Origin of the sequence: Paenibacillus sp. S02, from assembly GCF_019454065.1 — a bacterium.
Lineage (GTDB): Bacteria > Bacillota > Bacilli > Paenibacillales > Paenibacillaceae > Paenibacillus > Paenibacillus polymyxa_B.
Genome location: NZ_CP073682.1, coordinates 1,019,626 through 1,039,517 on the forward strand (window position 1 = coordinate 1,019,626; position 19,892 = coordinate 1,039,517).

Consider the following 19,892-nt stretch of genomic DNA (forward strand, 5'->3'; position numbering starts at 1 on the left):
CTGCTAAACGATTCTATGACTGTATCTCAGCTATCGCTTCAGTATGAGCCGTCTTGCGATCCAAAATGTAGCTAACTAACATGAGTAGCAGACCGCCGACAGTAATTAGCGATGCAACCCATGGAATAGCGGCGAGCCCCATTTGATTAATAACGACTCCCCCGATAAAAGCGCCGCCTGCGTTGCCCAGATTTAATGCGGAATGGCTGGAGGTAGAGGCAAGCAAAGGAGCCTCATAGGCCAGATTCATGATGCGAACCTGAATACCCGGCATGATGCCAAACGCAGCAATGCCCCAGATAAAGACTGTGATGACGGCCAATACCTTGTTTTGAAGCGTAAATGTCAGAATGGCCAAAATAATAGCCAGTACAGCATAGTTTGCGATCAGGGATGGAAGCAGTTTCCAATCTGCGAGCTTGCCGCCAACGATGTTGCCGATCGTTACCCCTAGGCCAAACAGGACGAGAATCCAGGTAATGCTATGCTCGGCAAAGCCACTAATATCCGTAAGCAAAGGCGTAATGTACGTAAAGACAGTGAACAGGCTACCACAACCGACTGCACCTGTGAGCAGCATCAGCAGCACTTTTGGATTAAACAGGCTTTTGACTTCTTGTTTGAGACTGGAAGGCTTGTCCTGATGAATCACCGGAATGTAACGAATGATACCAAACAGAGAAATCAAGCCGATGACCACAATAGCTCCAAAGGAAGCACGCCAGCCGAGTTGTTGTCCGATAAAGGTACCAAAGGGCACACCAATAATGTTCGCCACGGTCAAACCGGTCAGCACCATAGAAATAGCACCCGCACGTTTGTCAGGACGAACCAGTCGGGCAGCGATCAGGGAACCGGCTCCCAAAAAGGTTCCGTGCGATAATGCAGTAGCCATACGGGCCGCAATCAGAAGTTCGTAATTGGGAGCAATAACGGAAAAAAGATTACCTAAAATGAATATAGTCATTAGGAGGCATAGCAGCTTTTTCTGCGGAACCTTATGGGTTAATACAGTAAGTACAGGTGCGCCAATGGCCACACCAAGCGCGTAACTGGTGATTAACTGCCCGGCTTGCGGAATCGTGACATGAAGATCATGGGCTACATTGGGCAGAAGTCCCATAATGACGAATTCGGTCATGCCGATGGCGAAGGCACCAAGGGTCAACCATAGCAAGGAGGGGGGGAAGCGATTTGCTGTCATATTTTCTTGATTACTCATAAGTGTCTTGTATCCTCCTGAAAAAATAGTAATGCGAGTATATCATTACAGGCGATATCTGGCGACCCATTTTGCAAGAATTTTACTTACTAAGTTGATAAGTTTTATGTAATTTACAAAAGCGGCAGGTAGGAAGGAGGCAAGTATGTTATTTTGGTAGTGTGATATTAAGATCGTAAATGACGCTGTAAGGAACGATCCAAGGAGGATATAACGATGGCACCTAAAGTGGTACATAGTATTACAGATTTAATAGGAGATACACCTTGTGTAAGGCTCCAACGGCTCACAGGGCCGCAGGATGCGGAAGTGTATGTGAAGCTGGAGTATTTTAATCCAAGCGGCAGTGTTAAAGATCGGGCGGCGGGCAACCTGATTGCCGAGGCGGAAAAGGCAGGACATCTAAAGCCGGGAGGCACCATTATTGAGCCGACGAGTGGCAACACGGGAATTGGTCTTGCGATGAATGCGGCAGCCCGAGGTTACCGTGCAATTTTGGTGATGCCTTCGAATATGACGAAGGAACGGATCAATATTTTGAAAGCCTACGGGGCTGAGGTCGTACTGACACCAGCGGAAGAACGGATGCCAGGTGCGATTCGCAAGGCACTCGAACTGGGGGCTGAAATTGAAGGGAGCTTTATCCCGCATCAATTTGAAAATGAGGCCAATCCCGATATCCACCGTACGACGACGGCACTTGAGATTTTGGAACAGACGGAAGGGAAGCTGGATGTGTTTGTCGCTTCTTCGGGAACGGGCGGTACCATTACGGGAACAGGTGAAGTGCTGCGTCAGCATTTGCCGGATCTGCGGATTGTTGTAGTTGAGCCGAAGGGCTCGCCAGTGCTATCTGGAGGAAAACCCGGTCCACATAAGCTGGTTGGCACCAGTCCAGGCTTTGTTCCCACCGTGCTGAATACGGAAGTGTATGACGAAATCGTGCAGGTTTCGGATGAGGATGCGATTGCAATCACACGGGCGATTGCTGCCCAGGAAGGGATTCTGGTTGGCCCCTCTAGCGGAGCTACGATATGGACGGCGATTCAGGAAGCTCGGCGTTTGGGAGCAGGCAAACGGGTACTTTGCATTGCCCCGGATACCGGAGAGCGTTATCTGAGCATGGGGATATTCGGATAAAAGATGTGGATTGGGACCAAAGTGATACACGACCGTAAGTAAGTGGTAAAATAGGTGTGTGATAGCGGTTTCACGAACTATTCATATGTGGATGAAGCAGGGAATATTTTGAGGGTTGAAGGAGGAGCAGCATGAAGATTATGCCTTTACAGAAACGTGGAATCTCCGATAGTCGGCTGGCGCTCGGTTGTATGCCTTTTGGTGGAGAATGGAGCCATGCACCGTTTACGCAGGAGCATGTCGTTGAAGCGGAAAGAGCTGTAGAAGCTGCACAATCCATTGGGATTACGATGTTCGATCATGCGGATATCTATCGTATGGGGAAAGCGGAAGAAATTTTCGGTCGGGTTTTAAAGGGACAGCCGGGCTTGCGTGAACAAATCGTAATTCAGTCCAAATGCGGCATTTTTCTGCCGGATGGTACGCTCCCGGGCCGTTTTGATTTCTCATATGCTCATATTATGGAGTCCGTGGATGGTATTCTGAAGCGTCTGGGTACGGAATATTTGGACATCCTGCTGCTGCATCGCCCCGATCCGCTGGTAGAGCCGGAAGAAGTAGCGAAGGCGTTCAGCGAGCTTAAGACATCTGGCAAAGTACGGCATTTTGGCGTTTCCAATATGAATGTAAGCCAAATTCGTTTTCTGGAGCGGAGTCTAACGGAGCCGCTGATCGCTAATCAGCTGGAAATGAGCCTGGCGCATCTGCATTTTGTAGATCAGACCGTACATGTGAACCAGCAGGCGGGGACGAATGTACATTTTGGCGAAGGTTTGCTGGAATATTGCCAAACCGAGGATATTCAGCTCCAAGCCTGGGGACCGCTGGCGCAGGGACGTTTTAGCGGAGGTTCTTTGAAAGGGGAGCCTGAGCATGTCGTTAAGACGGCAGAGCTGGTGCAGAAGCTGGCTTCTGAAAAGGAAACGACACGTGAAGCGATCGTCCTTGGCTGGCTTATGAAACATCCGGCACCGATTCAGCCTGTCATTGGCAGCGCCAATCCTGAACGAATCAAGGCATGTCAGGATGCGGAACGCCAGAGCGAGCTGATGACCCGTGAGGAATGGTATGAATTGTACGTCAGTGCGCGCGGACAAGCCTTGCCATAAACTCGTACTGCGGACCCGTTTGTTACAGCAGGCGTATGTGGGCGTAAGTGTATGACCTTGTTTATACGAACCGTAGTTTAATAGCCGCTCCTTCGTCTCATTAACAGACGGAGGGAGCGGCTATTTACATGGCTGCATCTCATATTGCCTCAGCAGCTATTCCTCTTCGTATCGTGCAAGGGCCTTGGCCGTTGTTTCCTTCATTCGTGAAATCAGCCGGGAGCCTTGGACGACCTTGACACGTTTGCCAAGGAAACGGATTTTGGATAGCACATATTCACATTCGTCTGCCTGGAAGGTGAGCGTAATACGATAGGTATCTGCTTCCTGAACATATTCGACCTCTTTTTCAAAGCAGGAAAAAGCATATAAAATACGGGACATTTCTCCGTTGTATACAGGAATAATTTCGATGATGCCCTGCTCTTTGCGCGACTCCAGTATACCGAGAATACGTTGGGTGAATTTTTCGGCCTCTTCGGGTAGAAGCTCATCTTCCGTGATGTTCACGATATTAGACAGCTTGGTAGACATGAGCGCGCGGTGTCTGCGGTTATACCACAGCAGGCTCCATTCTTTTTTGACCATGGAGAACTCCAGCTTGTATGGAAAACCGGACATTCGCTCATGCATGCGTCCGTTGCGCAGTTTGTAGGTCATACAGATGCCTGAACGGGACCGCAGAATGGGACGCAATTCACGCAAGAGTGGATGATATACCGAGACAGCAGGGATACCTGCTTTTTCCCGCAAACTTCCATCGGCCTCCAGAGGCTCGTCGTCTGCGAGCATCTGCCGAAGCTTATCAAGCGTAGACGGGGTGAAAGCCTCTATTGCTGCCGAGTCTGTCAGCATAGATTGGAGCCAGACTCTTTCCTGCGATGTGGTAGCAAAAGCGCCCGATTCATCCAGCCGAGAGACGATCTGGTAGTTAAATATTTTCTCGAACAGGCTCATAATAGGCTTGCAGCTCCTTCCATTCCTCTCTGAATTCCTTACGCAGCCGCTGAGGCTCCAATACCTCACAGCTTGATCCGAAGCTGCGAATCCACGGTTTAATCTCGGTGATTCCATTCACTGTGATTTCATAGATAAAGGATTCACTTTCTTCCTCCGCGATCGTACCCCATTGTCCCTGTGACAGTACACGTTCCCGAATAAAGTTGCGCTTCGCGCCCTCAGGGTTAAAAAAACGTACCCGTACCTTCACGGGACGACCGGTATCAACAAGCCAGCTGTACCGCATTTTTTCTTCCAACACCGCTAGCAGGTCGGCATAAAGCTGCTCTGGGACAGGCTTGCCCTCCACCAATTGAGTCATGCCTTCCATACGAAACTTCATGATTCCTTTACCGCCTACGTGACCGAGCACATACCAACGTCCATATTGATGATCATAGATGACTTGCAGGGGCAGAATGGTATGTTCACGGCCCTCCGTCTCTTTTTCAAACAACGGGTTTGTGTTCTGTGACCCGTACATGCTTCGTTTGGACGTCGAAAAATATAAAAAAGTTACACAGCGGCGTTGCCGAATGGCGTGTAGAAGCGGATGAATATGGGCTTCGTCCAGAATGCGTGAATAATAGTGGTATTTATATAAAAAAGGTTCGGCCAAATCCCGATCTCCGGCTTGACGGCGCATGGCTTTTTTTAGATGATCTCGCAACAGATATCCCTGAACAGAGGGAAGCTGGGTGTTGGCCATAATGTCTACAAAATCATATAAGTCCAGTAATTCCTCGTCCGTCAGTCCTGTCACCAGATCGTTGCGGACAGCATAGCGATAAGGTCTGCCGCCGGGTTCCTTGCGAACCACGCCGACTTCGACCAGATATTTCAGATCGGAACGAATCGTTTTCTCATCCGGTAGCGAACTGTCGGAAGGCAGCCCGTTGCAGCAAGCATCCAGCAATTCCATAGTGGTCAGAGGCTGTGACTGTAGCGCTGTCAGCAGAAGAGATAAGCGGACGCTTTCTGATTCCTTGAGCGATTTGGCCCGAAACAAGAATAGTAGTAATGGATCAGCGGATTCATAATAATTAAAGCGCAGCATCTCATTAAAATCATGTCCCTGGTCCTCAGGCAACTGCTGTTGTACGGATTGGACGATTTCCTTGAGACGCCGGATTGTTTTATCAAAGGTATGCACTGAAATGCCCAGTCTGTCTGCAAATTGCTGCCGATTATAAGCGCCGCTGGTCAGTGTGAGCATGCGCAGGAATTGAATTTCTTTATCAAAACTCTCTCTCGCCATGATGCATTCCCCGTTTCTGTTGCCGTTCTCCGAAAGCAAGTATCCCTTTATTCTAACAGGGAAGGGAAACAGGAAAAAGGGAAATTATTCTTCTTTGTAATACTTTCACCATGTTCACGACTTCCAAAATAAAGCATCATAGAAATATAAGATAGCACGATGAAATAAGAAGCAATACATAACAGAAGGGTGATGCAACATGTTTGGACGACGCAAAAATGAAGTGTTATATCCATGGGTAGGCAAGCTTTCGATTTATGAAACGATTATGCAGGGAATGGATACTCAGGGCAGGCTTACTGATGATCAATTACCGGATGATGAAGAATATTGGGCAGGTCACACGATGCGTTGGGTGGCAGGAGGATTAGATGGAGCATTTGGGCATCATGGTGATGGCGAGCATGTAGCCGACAAAATCAAGGATCTGGTGCAGCTGTTGTCCAGACAATGTCGTAAGCCAGGAATGAAGACGAGACGTGAGACGTATGTACGCCTGATGGAGGAAAATGCGCTCAGCCTGATTGATCCGTTGCTGGATGCGGTGCGCCAGCATCCAGCAATTCAGCCAGACCGATTGTATGAGGAAGCGCGTTGGCTGGCTGAACATGGAGCACACCGTAATGTGGTGAAGATCGGCATTGCGTTGCTTGGATTACTGGAGACAGAGCAGCATCACGAGCTTCTTTTTACATTAGCGAAGCATGATGAATTCACGCTATATGCGGCTGTGGCAATCCATAATATTTCGGAGCAAGCCAATGAACAGTTGTATACGTTAGCCAATCAGGTACATGGATGGGGACGTATTCACGTAGTGGAACGGCTGGAGCCTGCGCGTCAGGAAATACGTGATTGGCTACTGCGGGAAGGATTCCGCAATAATGTCATGTATGAATATCTTGCTTATGAGTGTGCTCATAAAGGCGAACTGCATACAGCCATCGCCGTTCCGCAGATTGATCAGGAGTTGTTTGACGGAGCAGGCGAAATTCTGTCGGCTTTGCTGGCAGCAGGCGGACCTGCGGAAAGTATAGACGATTATGAGCATGCCGCTATGGTTATAGGTAACTACCTTCGTCATGCCAAGGCCATGTGCACGACGGTGCAACATTTTACGATCATCATGGATATTGCAGACTTTCTGGATGAAGAGGACGTTTCATGGGAGGCGCGTTATGAGCATGAATGGACACCGGAATTGCGTAGACGTTACGCGTCGCTGTGCCAGCAGATGATGGACGATCCGCAGTGGGTGCAGCTGGTGGAGCAGGAGTTGCAGCATGCAGATTCACCTCATCTCCACTATGCCATTCGTGTAGCTCGAATGCTTACACTAGATGTATGGCCTGTGCTATTTGATCAATTAAGCAGATACCCAGTTAAGCCGACTCTGTACTTTGAACTCATCAAGACAGAGGATGAGCAGCGGGTGCGCAAGTTGGTGGCTTTTGCAGAACAGCACTTGCCCTTGGGAGAGATTGCTTCCGGCCCTGCTAATCTACCTGGGTATGGACTGGAGTATGAAGCGCATCAATGTCTGGGTATGCTGTTGCAACTATTGTCTTCTCACGAAGGAATGGGACAAGAGCTAGTTGCTGCCGGGCTTTGGAGTCCGGTGACCTCCAATCGCCGTGCAGCGCTTCATGTACTCAAGGTATGGTCTTCTGAGATGTGGGGAGAGAAAACGACAGAGCGCCTTCGCCGCTTATCGGTAGCTGAAACGGAGGAGTCGATTAGAGAACAGATTCGGGAAATACTATAAAGGATCGGGGAGGGAACAACATGACAGATATAAAGCATGAGCAGGGTTTCATTCAACCGGACATGCGCGAAACGATTTTGCGTGAGCTGCGCGCATTGGAGCAGGCGGAGCAGGTGCGCATTGTGTACGCCTGTGAATCAGGCAGTCGGGCATGGGGGTTTCCTTCACAGGACAGTGACTATGATGTACGATTTATCTATGTAAGACCCGTAGAATGGTATTTATCTATCTTTGATAAGCGGGATGTGATTGAGCGACCCATCAGCAATTTGCTGGATATGAACGGCTGGGATTTGAAAAAGGCACTCCATTTGTTTCGCAAGTCCAATCCGCCTTTGCTGGAATGGCTGCAATCTCCGATTCCCTATCTGGAGCAGTATTCAGTGGCTGACCAGATTCGTGCGATATCGCCGTTAACTTTCTCTCCGAAGTCCTGTGTGTACCATTACCTGAATATGGCGCGGGGGAACTATCGGGATTATTTGCAAGGAGAACAGGTGAAGATTAAAAAGTATTTTTATGTACTGCGCCCACTGCTGGCCTGTGGCTGGATTGAACGTTACAACAGCATGCCTCCGATGGAATTCGTAGGCTTGCTAGAGGAATTAATTCCGGCCGATACAGAACTTTATCAGGTGATCGGGCATTTGCTGCAACGTAAAAAAGCGGGCGAGGAGCTGGATATTGAGCCACGGCTTTCGGTGGTGAATGATTTTATCCAGCAGCAAATTGCTTATTTTGAACAAAAAGCGCCCTTGCTTCAGCATATGGAGAGTGGACGTGATCAGCAGTTGGATGATTTGTTCCGCGCTGCGGTGAATGAAGTATGGAAAGCATAAACTGGGAAGGAGAAGTGGAGTATGCACATTACGCTAAAAGCAACCGGAACCAATGCAGGGATGATTTCGCATTTGCTTGCTAAGAATCCTTACAATACGTATGATCGCACAGAAAAAGGCGCACGTGTACGCATGGTGTACACTGTTTTTACCGAGGAAGAGACTGAGATCGTCATTCAGGCTTCGCCAGATTCGATTGATTTGGTCAAAAACAGTCCGGACAGCTATGATATTACACAATATATTAATGACCGGGAGTTTGTAACCAGCAGTTTATTTTGCACCTATATTCGTGGCTCGCTTGGCACAGCCCTGAACGGCAAACCCAAGGAAGACTATGCAGGATGGGTGACGCACCCTTTTGCGCTGGAGTTATCGTTTGGGCCCGTTGCTTCGGATTTGCCGGATTCTGTGGTGGAGGGATTGTTTACTCCGCTGGGCTATCAAGTGGCCATAGAAAGAGGGGAAGCGGATTATTCTTTTCAGTTGAAAAATCGAAGCACCGTCAGATATGTCACGTTAAGTGGCCACCAGACGGTGCAGTATGCGCTGCGTCAGTTATTGCTGTTGATTCCGGTGCTGGATAATTATAAGCATTACTATATTAGTGAAGAAGAGTTTGACAAGCTGAGACGTTACGGTGAAGGCTGGCTGCCAGAGCATCCGCTACGCGAGCTCATCATTCGACGCACGCTTCGTTTTACCAATCTGATTGAGCAATTTGAGCAATCTGATTCTGCTGAAACAGGCCCTAAAAAACATATTGAAAAACATACTGTTCAAGCTCAAAAGGATAAGCACGAACAGATTCAACAGCCAGAACAGCCACAGGAGGAAGGGAAGCAACAGCCTACTGTACGGCTGAATGAGCTGCGGTATCAAGCTATTATGGACGTGATTCGCAAGCTGCCTCGAAGACAGAAAATCGTAGATTTTGGTTCAGGAGAAGGGAAGCTTTCAGCTCGGATGGCCCGAATGACGGGCATCGAAGAAATTTGGGCGGTGGAGCCGTCTGCGTATGCACAGGTGAGAGCCATGGGGCGTTTTGCCAAGCTGGAAAGGCATACCGACGCGATCATTCCTACACCCATGATGGGCTCTCTCTTTTATTATGATGAACAATTGCGGGGCAAAGATGTGATGATCCTATGTGAGGTCATTGAGCACGTGGACGAGCATCGTCTGAACCGGGTGATGAAGACGATTGTGACGGAGTATCAGCCAAATGTGCTGATCGTGACGACTCCCAATCGTGAATATAATGAGGTATATCGCATGAACCAGCAACAACTGCGGCATGGCGATCACCGTTTTGAATGGAATAGAAGCGAGTTTCAGGAACAATGTGAGCAGTGGATTGAGGAAGCTCCTTATTCGATAGCGCTGAAGGGGATCGGAGAAGAGGTCGAAGGCTTTGGACAACCGACCCAAATGGCTATATTTACGCGCAGAAAGGAGCAGAAGGAAGCATGAGCAATTCATCCAAACGTACGATTCATTTACTGCATGCTGGACTGGTTGTGTTGGTGGGGGCCTCCAACAGTGGCAAAACCACATTATTGGACAGGCTGGTGAGAGAAGGGACTCTAATGGAGACAGAAGTGGTATCCTCGGATCATTTTCGCAAGCTGGTCGGAGATACGGAATTTATAGACTGGAGTGGACTTCCAAGGCTGGAATCGGACGTACTGTTCTATGAGTATCAGCAAATGTCAGCCAAGGCGTTTGAGGCGATGGATACGATTCTGGCTATGCGCTGTCGCTTGAATAAGCTGACGGTTGTGGATGCCACCCATTTGTACGCTGAGGATCGCCAGAAATATGTACAGATGGCAGCCAAGGCGCATGTTCCTGTTATGGCCTTGGTACTGGATGTACCCGAAGCTGTGCTGCTGGAACGTGATTTAGGCAGGGAGCATCCGCGTGGCCGCCAACGGGTCAAGCAGCAGGCACAGCTGTTAAAGCGGAACCTGCGTGGTATCCGTGAGGAAGGCTTTAACGCTTGCTATGTCCTTAAGGATGTAGAAGAAATGAACTTTGTTCGCCGTGTGCAGCCACTGTTTCATGAGATTGGTTCAGGTATTGACATCATTGGTGATATCCATGGGTGCTACCGTGAGATGCTGGAAGTGATAGAGCGGCTAGGATATACGGAAGATACGGAAGGACTATACCATCATCCAGATGGTAGAAGACTAGTATCTGTCGGGGATGTGATGAGCCGTGGCCCAGAATCGTTACAAGCGGTGCAGTTCTGGAAAAAGCACGTGGATGCCGGACTAGCGTATATGATTGACAGCAATCATGGCTGGAAAATCGGCCGTTACCTCGATGGAAGAAATGTGACTCTCAGTCATGGCGATGAACGATTTGCAGAGGAACTGGCCCAATATGAACAAAAAGCGGGCAAGACAGCGGCGGAACAGCTTAGAAGCGAGTTGAGGGATTTTCTGCTATATGCACCCTCTCATCTTATTTTTGGCAGAAATGGATTGCGGCACGTGGTCGTGGCTCATGCCGGGATTAAGGATCATTTTATTGGCAAACAATCGACACGTATTTCTGATTATTGCCGCTATGGAGATACGGAGGGGCAGGATGCGAACGGAAAACCGATCCGCAAGGATTGGTTCGTAGACCATGAATCGGGAGAAATAGTAGTATGGGGACATGATCCGAGACCGCAGCCTACTCTTGTGAACCAGACGGTGAATATTGATCAGGGTGTGGTATTTGGCGGTATGCTGACCGCTTATCGTTATCCGGAAAAGGAATTTGTCAGCGTTCCGGCACATGAGAATTATGCGAATGATCCCGATAGCCCACTTGTCCGGTGGCAGAGAAAACGGTTTTCCCCACCGAATTTACGCAAGCTAATCGCTGGTTACAGTGTGCTGACGGAATCGTATGGCGAAGTGCGCGTACAAGGAGAATGGATCAAATCCGCTATAGATACCGTGTCACATGTGACTGTACCCATGGAGGAGCTGGTGTATATTCCACCGACGATGAGCCCTGCTCCAGCGGTGTCTGCAGAGGAAGGATATCTGGAGCATCCACGTGAGGCGCTGGCTTATTATCGCGGGCAAGGAGTACAAACGATGGTGGCCGAGAAAAAACATATGGGTAGCCGGGCTATTTTGCTATTATTCAAAAACGAACAGGCCGCTGTTGAATATGTAGGCTACCCGACATTGGGCGCGATCTACAGTCGGAGTGGGAGAGCTTTCTTTGAACAAAGCCTTGGGAAGCAAGTGCTGGAGAAGCTGAATGTGGATCTACGGACTGCTGGATATTTTGAACGGAACCAGACGGATTTTGTATTGCTGGATGCGGAAATTGTACCGTGGAATCTCAAGGCTCGGGAACTGATTGCTGCACAGTATGCGCATGTGGGGGAGGCAGCTCTGCTGGATCGCAGTAAGCTGGTAGACAAGCTGAAGCAGGCGAAGGTTGCAGGTCGAGAGGTTGGAGACTGGTTGGAGGAAATGGAACAGAAGTATGCGAATGCCGTAACGTTTCAAGAGGCTTTTCAAAAATATTGCTGGGATGTGGACGGTCTGGATGAAATTCGTATCGCACCGTTCCATACGCTGGCACACAGCGGAAAGACTTTTTTCGACCATTCTCATATTTGGCATATGGAGCAAAACCGGGAACTGGCTGGGCTGTCTTCCCTGTTTATGGAGACAGAGTATCGCGTTATCACGGACGAAGCAAGCGAGGAAGAGGTCATTCGCTGGTGGAACGAGATGACAGAGGATGGTCATGAGGGGATTGTGATCAAGCCGGAACGCTTTTTGATGAAAAATCGGGACAAGATGATTCAGCCTGCAATCAAGGTGAGAGGCCGGAAGTATTTGCACATCATTTACGGTATGGATTATCTTGCCCCTGAGAATTTAAAGCGTCTGAAGCAGCGTCGAACGAACAAAAAGGAGCGTCATGCCCTGATGGAAGGAGCGCTTGGTATGGAAGGCGTGGAACGTTTTGTCCGCAAGGATACGGTAGATCGTATTCATGAATGCGTCCTTGCCGCGCTATCTCTGGAATCGGAGCCGATTGATCCGAGATTGTAGTTTGCGAAGGAGGGATTGAGATGGAAAGGGGTACACCGTTAATTGATATTGGCGTGAACTTGATGCACCGTTCGTTTCATGCGGATCGGGAACAGGTGGTAGAGAGAGCCGCAGCTGTAGGGATTTCACCCCTGATTATTACCGGGACTAGTGTCCGCAGCAGTCGGGAGGCTTCTCAGTATGCAGCACGTTATCCGGGCAAGTTGTATGCGACAGCTGGCGTGCATCCCCATGATGCCAAAGACTGCAGCGCAGATACGATTCAGCAGCTCCGCCAGCTGGCGAGTCAGCCGCAGGTTGTATCCATAGGGGAATGCGGATTGGACTATAACCGTGATTTTTCGCCGCGTGATGTGCAGCGCCGATGGTTTGGGGAGCAAATCCAACTGGCGGGTGAGCTGAATATGCCGTTATTTCTGCATGAACGAGATGCACATGAGGATTTTGTTGCTATGCTTCGGGAATATCAAGGGCTTGTCGATAAAGCGGTAGTGCATTGTTTTACCGGCACGGAACAGGAATTGCATACGTATGTAGAAATGGGACTGTATATCGGGATCACCGGCTGGATTTGCGACGAACGGCGTGGCAAACATCTGCGTGAACTGGTCAGAGATATTCCCTTGGACCGTCTGATGATTGAAACGGATGCTCCATTTTTGACCCCGCGTAATTTGCCCGTTAAGCCTAAAGAAGGGCGTAATGAGTCGATGTATCTCGCTCACATTGCTGCTACGGTTGCCGAATGTACAGGCCGAAGCATGATGGAGATCGAAATCGCCACGACGGAGACAGCCAAACGTTTCTTCGGATTATAGGATTGTCAAAGCCATAGATGTGGTATATATTATAGTGAATTAAAAAAGCATTGTCGGGAGCTTGAGAAAGTCAGGCTGAGAGGGTGGCCCTTGCCACTGACCGTGAAATCTGATCTGGGTAATGCCAGCGTAGAGAAACCAAGAACACTATACAGGAATGCCGCTTGTTTCGCGGTTGTCGATAGATTCAATGTATGTCCTAGCATTTTACCTTGACCCTGACTTTGGCTTGGTATCAGTGTAGTAGCTTAGACTACTGGTTATATAAGGCATATCGACGAATGATGTTTTGTATGGTGCTTCACCTTTTACTGCGCATAAAGCTTGCCTGGAGATTCAGCTCCAGACAAGCTTTTTTTTATGGCCAAGAGGCCAATTATAAGGAAAAAGGGGAGCACGCAATAATGAATACTGCTGTAAGAGCGTCCAAAGGGTTGAAGCTGACTGATATTTTGGTCACGATTGTGATCGCTGTTGTGTTCGGGTTAGTCTACAAAATATGGGGACCTGCCTATGATTTAATGAAACCATTTGGTCTACACGCCGAGCAACTGATGTATGGCATGTGGTTTATGGCAGGCACGTTTGCTTATCTCATCATTCGCAAGCCGGGTGTTGCAATTTTGGCAGAGGTGGCAGCGGCAACGGTCAGTGCTTTTTTGGGAAGCGAATGGGGGATGTCCACTTTGTACTATGGCCTGCTGCAAGGCTTGGGAGCGGAGCTGTTTTTTGCAGCTTTTCTGTATCGGAACGCAAACCTGTGGGTTGCTTCGCTAGCCGCGGCTGGGGCGGCTGTCGCTTCTCTAATTTTAGATTTCAGCTACGGGTATATTGATCAGCTTTCGACCTGGAACTATGTTTTGTATATTGGTTTTCGCATGATTGGCAGCATTGTGATTGCCGGGGTATTCGCGTTCTATCTGGCTAGGGCATTGGAGGTAACCGGAGTTACGCGAAGTTTGAGGCCTGCAACGGAACAAGATTATAAGGGGCTGGATTGATGAGCCAGGCAACCGAAGATGTGGTGGCTTCGATCACCCGTCTTCGGTTGAAATTCCCCGGTGAGCAGGAGCTGCTTTTTCACAATATGTCTTTGTCTGTCCACAAGGGAGAAAAGCTGCTGCTGCTGGGACCAAGTGGATGCGGTAAATCAACGCTGCTCCAAGTGCTAAGCGGTCTGATTCCACGCACGATAGAAGTGCCTATGAAATGCGATGCTGCTGTAATCCCAAGTGTCTCAGGTATTGTATTTCAAGATCCTGATACGCAGTTTTGTATGTCATATGCAGACGAAGAACTGGCTTTTGTGTTGGAAAATAATCAGGTTCCTCGTGAGCAGATGCGATCCCGTATTCGCGAGCTGCTGATACAGGTTGGTCTATCAACGGAGGATATACACATGCCCATTGGCAGCATGTCACAGGGAATGAAGCAGCGGCTGGCAATTGCGTCTGTGCTGGCTATGGAGCCAGAAGTGCTTTTTCTGGATGAGCCCACGGCTTTGTTGGACGAGGAAGGCACTACACAGGTGTGGGATACCATTCGAAACATTTCGGTAGACCAGACACTGGTGATTGTGGAGCATAAAATTAATGAAATTGTCCATGATGTGGATCGGATTGTAGTGCTTTCTGCTCAAGGGGAGATTATTGCGGATGGAAGGGCGGAAGAAGTATTTCATGTGCATCGGCAGGCATTGTCCGAGTACGGCGTGTGGTATCCGGGAGTATGGAATGAATCGTCTTCGCCACGTTGGAGTGAAACAGTGACGCAACAGAACGGTGCGGGGATTGATTTGCTGGAGCTGGAGCATTTTAGCGGCCTCCGCAGTTTAAGTCCAGTGATTTATGTGGAGCATGCGCAGGTGAAGCCTGGCGACTGGATTGGCGTGGTTGGTGAAAACGGGGCTGGCAAAAGCTCGCTGCTGCTCTCCATGATGCGCTTACTTCGCACACAGGGACGTTATAGCATGCGCGGAATTGAGGCAGGCAGTACGGAACAACTGGCAGAGCGTATCGGGTTCGCGTTTCAAAATCCCGAGCTGCAATTCGTAGCACACACCGTACGAAAGGAACTAGAGTATTCGTTACCCAAGAGCTTGTTCACCGTTGAACAGTGCCGGGAACGGGTCGATCGGATGCTCATACAGTTCGGACTGGAGCGGCTGGACGAGCGTCATCCGTATCAGCTTTCGTTGGGCCAAAAAAGGCGATTGAGTATTGCTACGGCTATGATCCGTGAGCCGGAAGTGCTGCTGCTGGATGAACCGACTTTTGGGCAGGATGCGCGTAATACCTTTGTCATGCTGGATATGTTGGAGCAGCTGAGAGCGGCAGGCACGGCCATTGTGATGGTCACGCATGACCCGGAAATTGTCCGTCGATATTGTACCGATATATGGCGGATTCAGAAAGGGGAACTACAGTATGAACCTGTCCTTTCCCCATCATAAAACATGGCTGCATCGCGTGAATCCGGGCCTAAAGCTCGTTATGTTTTCCATACTGTTTGTGGTCGTTATAGTCATTCATGATCCGAATGTCATGTTTAATGTTGCGTGTGCTATGCTGCTGCTGCTTGTCTGGTCAGGCCATCCATGGAAGCGGCTGCTGCTGTATGGATCTCCCTTTATATTGGTGTTTATTTCAACCTCAACGGGCATGATGATGTTCGGTAAAGGGGTGACGACCTGGTGGACATGGGGCTTGATCCATATTACGCAGGAAAGCTTTTATCGGGGTATGCATCTGGGCTTTCGTGCGCTGAGTATGGCTGCGGTAGGGTTGCTGTTTGGTTTAACGACTCGTCCGGTGGACCTTTTTTATTCACTGATGCAGCAATGGAGGCTCTCTCCAAAGTATGCGTATAGCTTTTTGGCAGCTATGCGGTTGATGCCCATGATGGTGGAGGAATTCCAGGCATTGAGACAAGCCCATCGTATTCGAGGTTTACATCAGCATGTGTCCAAATGGAATATGTATGCCACGCTTCGTAGGTATGCAATTCCGCTGCTCGCTCAAAGTATCCGGCGTGCACAGCGAATTGCTATTGCCATGGAAGCCAAGGGTTTTACCAATGAAACCAAACGCACGTATTATTATGCGATTGGCTATTCGGCTGTAGATATTGTGTTCATATTCTATTTTGTCATCATGCTTACACTGGCTTGGGGACTCGGTATCTGCTTTCCTTATGTGGGGGTGTGGGATGTACGTTAATTGTTGTCAAAAGGCTTTGCCCGTTTTCTGCTCTGTGGTATATTAATGCAATGGGAATTGAATTGACGGCTCGTACAGACCCGCCTGGGCTGGCGGGCTTATTACATTTTCCCTGAGAAATGGATCATCAGGAGGCCAGGTTTCATGATTACGCTGCATCAGGTAAGCAAGTATTATACCACCTCAAGCGGCCAATTTCATGCGGTTCAATCCGTGTCCCTTCAAGTGGAGGAAGGGGAAATTCACGGTATCATAGGTGCCAGCGGTGCCGGTAAGTCTACGTTGCTCCGGTTGATGAATGTATTGGAAAGGCCGGATGAGGGAAACGTGGTTGTAAACGGGGAAGATCTGACTCGCATGCCGGAAAAACGTCTCCGTGAAGCGCGGCGATCCATAGGGATGATTTTTCAGCATTATCATCTTGTTCACAATCGAACGGTCAGTGGAAATGTGGCAATGCCGTTGGAGCTGGCAGGTGTCGCGAAAAAAGAGAGAGCAGAACGTGTGCACGAATGCCTGCAATTCGTCGGTTTAGCTGATAAAGCAGAACAGTATCCGGCACAACTGAGCGGAGGCCAAAAGCAACGTGTGGCGATCGCCAGAGCGCTGGCGAATCGACCTGCAGTGCTGCTGTGTGATGAGCCAACCTCGGCGCTTGATCCGCAGACGACCGCGGATATTTTGGGCGTGTTACGGGAGATCAACCGTGAACTGGGAGTTACCATTGTAATCGTAACGCACGATATGGACGTGGTACGCAATATTTGTACCCGTGTATCAGAAATGCGGGATGGGCAGCTGCTTTCCACGCAACGTGTAGCTGACGCTGCGGTAGGTTCAACAGCGGGAGCAGGTGAAGCTGATGAATGAAATGCTGAGCATCATTGCGCAATATCAGTCTGAGATATGGAAAGCCATCGGAGAGACGTTTATCATGGTGGGGATTTCTATCGCAGCAGCTGTACTGTTAGGGCTTCCGGCAGGAACGATTTTGTATTTGTGCGGCAAAGGGCAAAAATATGAAAATCGACTGCTGTTCACCCTATTGAACAGTGTGGTCAATGTCATCCGCTCGTTCCCGTTTTTGTTGCTTGTCGTGTTTATGATTCCATTTACACGTCTGGTCGTAGGGACGGCGCTGGGCACGATGGCTGCTACGGTTCCCTTGTCAGTGGTGGCCATCGCCTATTATTCGAGGCTGGTGGAGCAATCATTGCTTGAGGTGCCCAAGGGTGTAATTGAAGCTGCTACTTCTATGGGGGCATCCACCCTCCAGCTTATTTTTAAATTTCTGTACGTGGAAGCTCGTTCCGGGCTTGTACTGGGTTTGACCACGTCCACCATTAGCTTCATCTCCTACTCCACGGTGATGGGCATTGTGGGCGGCGGCGGGGTAGGCGATTTTGCCATCCGTTACGGTTACCAGCGTTTCGAAACAGGCTTGATGGCGTTCACCATCGTCGTCATGATTATTTTCGTACAAACGATCCAGTTCACCGGAAGCACCATATCCCGCCGGATCGACAAACGATAGGGCAAAAATGTAACTTTTCGCTACACTTGCACCACCCACTATGGGAAGTGAAAATGACTTTACAGTGCCTCAAAAGCGAAGCGAAGGATTTGAATCTGGAGAAGCGTTAGCGTTCGCCTTTGAAATGGGATTCTAACCTATAAATTAATTCATAGATCAGAGAGAATCCCGTTTCAACAGCGATCGGAAGATCAAATCATTCGCGAAGCGGCTGCGGCTCCCACTGTAACTCATTTTTTATCTTCCTAATCACAATTTACTTGGAGGTTCCTCATCAAATGAGTCGGAAAAACAACATGAAAACGAACTTGAAATTACTTACACTATTTGCTGTCGTTATGCTACTGGTTGCCGGATGCGGTGGTCAAAAGCAGGCTGCTCAAGAAACACAGTCTAAAGAAGCAACTTCCCAAAAAGAAGTGACCTTGAAAGTAGCAACGCTAATCCCACCGATGACAGATGTGCTGGATATCGTGAAGCCGCTGCTTAAACAGGACGGAGTCAATCTGGAAATCGTCGTGCTTTCAGACAATATCCAACCGAATAACGCATTGGCAAGCCATGAAGTGGATGCTAACTTCTTTCAGCATGCTCCTTTTATGCAACAATATAATGAAAGCAACAAGTCTGATTTAGTAGCGATAAAACCAATTTACAACGCCATTTACGGTGCGTACTCCAAAAAATACAAGAACATTAAAGACCTGCCCGAAGGTGCGACTATTGCCATTGCCAATGACCCGGCCAATACTGGACGTTCTTTAGTAATGATGGAGCAAAACGGTTTGATCAAGCTTAAAGAAGGCGTAGGCTATAATGCTACACAGGCTGATATTATTGAGAATAAGAAAAAATTCGTGTTTAAAGAAGTGGATTTGTTGATGCTGGCGCGGTCACTGGATGATGTGGACATGGCTGCCATGTATCCCGCATATGCCAAGCCGCTCGGTCTGACACCGAAGAAGGACGCGCTGATTACCGAAAAAGACGATACGCACTTTGCCATTAATCTGGTAGCGCGTAAGGATAACGCAGATTCCGATGCTATTCAAAAGCTGGCAAAGCGAATGACTGGACCGGAAGTACGTAAATTTTTTGAGGATAATTACAAGGATAGCGTTGTTCCAGCATTTTAAATAAATAAGTATGTTGAAACATCGTTTTATGATGGAATACGACCTGTATAATGGAACGAAGTCTGTGAAGAGCAGATGGTCTCCCTTGTGCAGGTCTTTTTTTCATCCTTAATATGGAAAGGAATTATCGAAAACAGGGTATAAAGTCTTATTTTTTAAGATTTTAGGGTGTTACACCGCTGCAAATTTTGGTCATAAAGGGCGATGGAGTAATGATAAGGAACATATTAAAATAAATATACGAACAAACATTCGTTTTCGATTTCGTTAACGGTGTTTTTAAACGGGTCAAAAAATTCAGCTGACAACGGGCCAAAAGCGTGAATAAAAAGGAAGGGGAACGACATGAAGCTGTTTGTAACTGTAAAAAGTCTGGGAAAGCGCAAGCCCGCACTCGCACGACAGGAATTAGAGCTGAGTCCTGCTCCAGGAACATTGCGAGATTTGATCACTGCAACGGTTGCTCTGAATGTTCAAAAGCTACGGGAAAAGCAGGAGAGTGTCGCGCTGATTCCGTTCCTCACGGGAGAGGAAGTTCAGGCACAAGGCGAGATAGGCAAAGTAGGATTCGGTTCCATATATAATGAGGGTGTCCCGGATATTAAGGATGCCGTGAACACGGCGATGCAGGCTTTTGAAGATGGTTTATACAGAGTTTTTGTGTGTGACGAGGAAACTATTGAACTGGATGCTCCTTTGTCACTTAAGGATGGGAATGAGATTGTATTTATACGCTTCACAATGCTGGCTGGAGGCCTATGGTAGAGGGGGAAAC

Annotated in this window: 17 protein-coding genes and 1 riboswitch; of the genes, 14 read left to right on the forward strand and 3 right to left on the reverse strand. The window is 48.6% G+C overall.

Annotated elements, in window-relative coordinates; genetic code table 11:
• Positions 1-13: 13 nt before the first annotated feature.
• Positions 14-1,222, reverse strand: a complete 1,209-nt coding sequence (locus KAI36_RS04615; RefSeq protein ID WP_220027081.1) for an MFS transporter — start codon at positions 1,220-1,222, stop codon at positions 14-16.
• A 216-nt stretch (positions 1,223-1,438) separates the two neighbouring features.
• On the opposite strand from KAI36_RS04615, the gene cysK reads away from it, so the two are divergent.
• Together cysK and KAI36_RS04625 are read left to right on the forward strand one after the other, a co-directional pair.
• Positions 1,439-2,362, forward strand: coding sequence for a cysteine synthase A (cysK, locus tag KAI36_RS04620; RefSeq protein ID WP_013308935.1), 924 nt, complete (start codon positions 1,439-1,441; stop codon positions 2,360-2,362).
• A 131-nt stretch (positions 2,363-2,493) separates the two neighbouring features.
• Entirely contained in the window at positions 2,494-3,471 is a 978-nt protein-coding gene (locus KAI36_RS04625) for an aldo/keto reductase (RefSeq protein WP_220027082.1), read from the forward strand.
• A 156-nt stretch (positions 3,472-3,627) separates the two neighbouring features.
• Here KAI36_RS04625 and KAI36_RS04630 read toward each other — a convergent pair whose 3' ends face one another.
• Together KAI36_RS04630 and KAI36_RS04635 are read right to left on the reverse strand one after the other, a co-directional pair.
• Positions 3,628-4,428, reverse strand: a complete 801-nt coding sequence (locus KAI36_RS04630; protein ID WP_220027083.1) for a WYL domain-containing protein — start codon at positions 4,426-4,428, stop codon at positions 3,628-3,630.
• Positions 4,403-5,728 (reverse strand): helix-turn-helix transcriptional regulator, encoded by a 1,326-nt coding sequence (locus tag KAI36_RS04635; protein ID WP_220027084.1) that lies wholly within the window; start codon positions 5,726-5,728, stop codon positions 4,403-4,405. Before KAI36_RS04635 ends, KAI36_RS04630 begins: the two co-directional genes overlap by 26 nt.
• A 199-nt stretch (positions 5,729-5,927) precedes the next feature.
• Between KAI36_RS04635 and KAI36_RS04640 the strand changes: the two genes are divergently transcribed.
• The 12 genes from KAI36_RS04640 to KAI36_RS04695 all read left to right on the forward strand — a co-directional run bounded on the left by KAI36_RS04640 (position 5,928) and on the right by KAI36_RS04695 (position 19,882).
• Positions 5,928-7,493 carry a limonene hydroxylase gene (locus KAI36_RS04640; RefSeq protein WP_220027085.1) on the forward strand — a complete coding sequence of 522 codons (1,566 nt, stop codon included), beginning with the start codon at positions 5,928-5,930 and terminating at the stop codon, positions 7,491-7,493.
• 20 nt (positions 7,494-7,513) lie between these two features.
• Positions 7,514-8,332 carry a nucleotidyltransferase domain-containing protein gene (locus KAI36_RS04645; RefSeq protein ID WP_220027086.1) on the forward strand — a complete coding sequence of 273 codons (819 nt, stop codon included), beginning with the start codon at positions 7,514-7,516 and terminating at the stop codon, positions 8,330-8,332.
• Between the two features lie 21 nt (positions 8,333-8,353).
• Complete coding sequence (locus KAI36_RS04650) at positions 8,354-9,805, forward strand: 3' terminal RNA ribose 2'-O-methyltransferase Hen1 (RefSeq protein WP_220027087.1); 1,452 nt, start codon at positions 8,354-8,356, stop codon at positions 9,803-9,805.
• On the forward strand, positions 9,802-12,411 hold the full coding sequence (locus tag KAI36_RS04655; protein ID WP_220027088.1) for a polynucleotide kinase-phosphatase: 2,610 nt from the start codon (positions 9,802-9,804) through the stop codon (positions 12,409-12,411). The genes KAI36_RS04650 and KAI36_RS04655 overlap by 4 nt, the downstream gene beginning before the upstream one ends.
• A gap of 20 nt (positions 12,412-12,431) precedes the next feature.
• Positions 12,432-13,229 carry a TatD family hydrolase gene (locus tag KAI36_RS04660; RefSeq protein WP_220027089.1) on the forward strand — a complete coding sequence of 266 codons (798 nt, stop codon included), beginning with the start codon at positions 12,432-12,434 and terminating at the stop codon, positions 13,227-13,229.
• A gap of 44 nt (positions 13,230-13,273) precedes the next feature.
• A riboswitch (TPP riboswitch) is annotated at positions 13,274-13,383 on the forward strand.
• Between the two features lie 250 nt (positions 13,384-13,633).
• Entirely contained in the window at positions 13,634-14,230 is a 597-nt protein-coding gene (locus tag KAI36_RS04665; RefSeq protein WP_023987157.1) for an ECF transporter S component, read from the forward strand.
• Entirely contained in the window at positions 14,230-15,681 is a 1,452-nt protein-coding gene (locus KAI36_RS04670; protein WP_025721332.1) for an ABC transporter ATP-binding protein, read from the forward strand. Before KAI36_RS04665 ends, KAI36_RS04670 begins: the two co-directional genes overlap by 1 nt.
• Positions 15,656-16,447, forward strand: coding sequence for an energy-coupling factor transporter transmembrane component T family protein (locus KAI36_RS04675; RefSeq protein ID WP_025721333.1), 792 nt, complete (start codon positions 15,656-15,658; stop codon positions 16,445-16,447). Before KAI36_RS04670 ends, KAI36_RS04675 begins: the two co-directional genes overlap by 26 nt.
• Positions 16,448-16,591: 144 nt before the next feature.
• Entirely contained in the window at positions 16,592-17,317 is a 726-nt protein-coding gene (locus KAI36_RS04680) for a methionine ABC transporter ATP-binding protein (protein WP_220027090.1), read from the forward strand.
• Positions 17,310-17,981, forward strand: coding sequence for a methionine ABC transporter permease (locus KAI36_RS04685; protein ID WP_013308947.1), 672 nt, complete (start codon positions 17,310-17,312; stop codon positions 17,979-17,981). The genes KAI36_RS04680 and KAI36_RS04685 overlap by 8 nt, the downstream gene beginning before the upstream one ends.
• Before the next feature lie 278 nt (positions 17,982-18,259).
• On the forward strand, positions 18,260-19,117 hold the full coding sequence (locus tag KAI36_RS04690) for a MetQ/NlpA family ABC transporter substrate-binding protein (RefSeq protein ID WP_220027091.1): 858 nt from the start codon (positions 18,260-18,262) through the stop codon (positions 19,115-19,117).
• A gap of 345 nt (positions 19,118-19,462) precedes the next feature.
• Positions 19,463-19,882 carry a hypothetical protein gene (locus tag KAI36_RS04695; RefSeq protein WP_220027092.1) on the forward strand — a complete coding sequence of 140 codons (420 nt, stop codon included), beginning with the start codon at positions 19,463-19,465 and terminating at the stop codon, positions 19,880-19,882.
• Positions 19,883-19,892 lie beyond the last annotated feature (10 nt).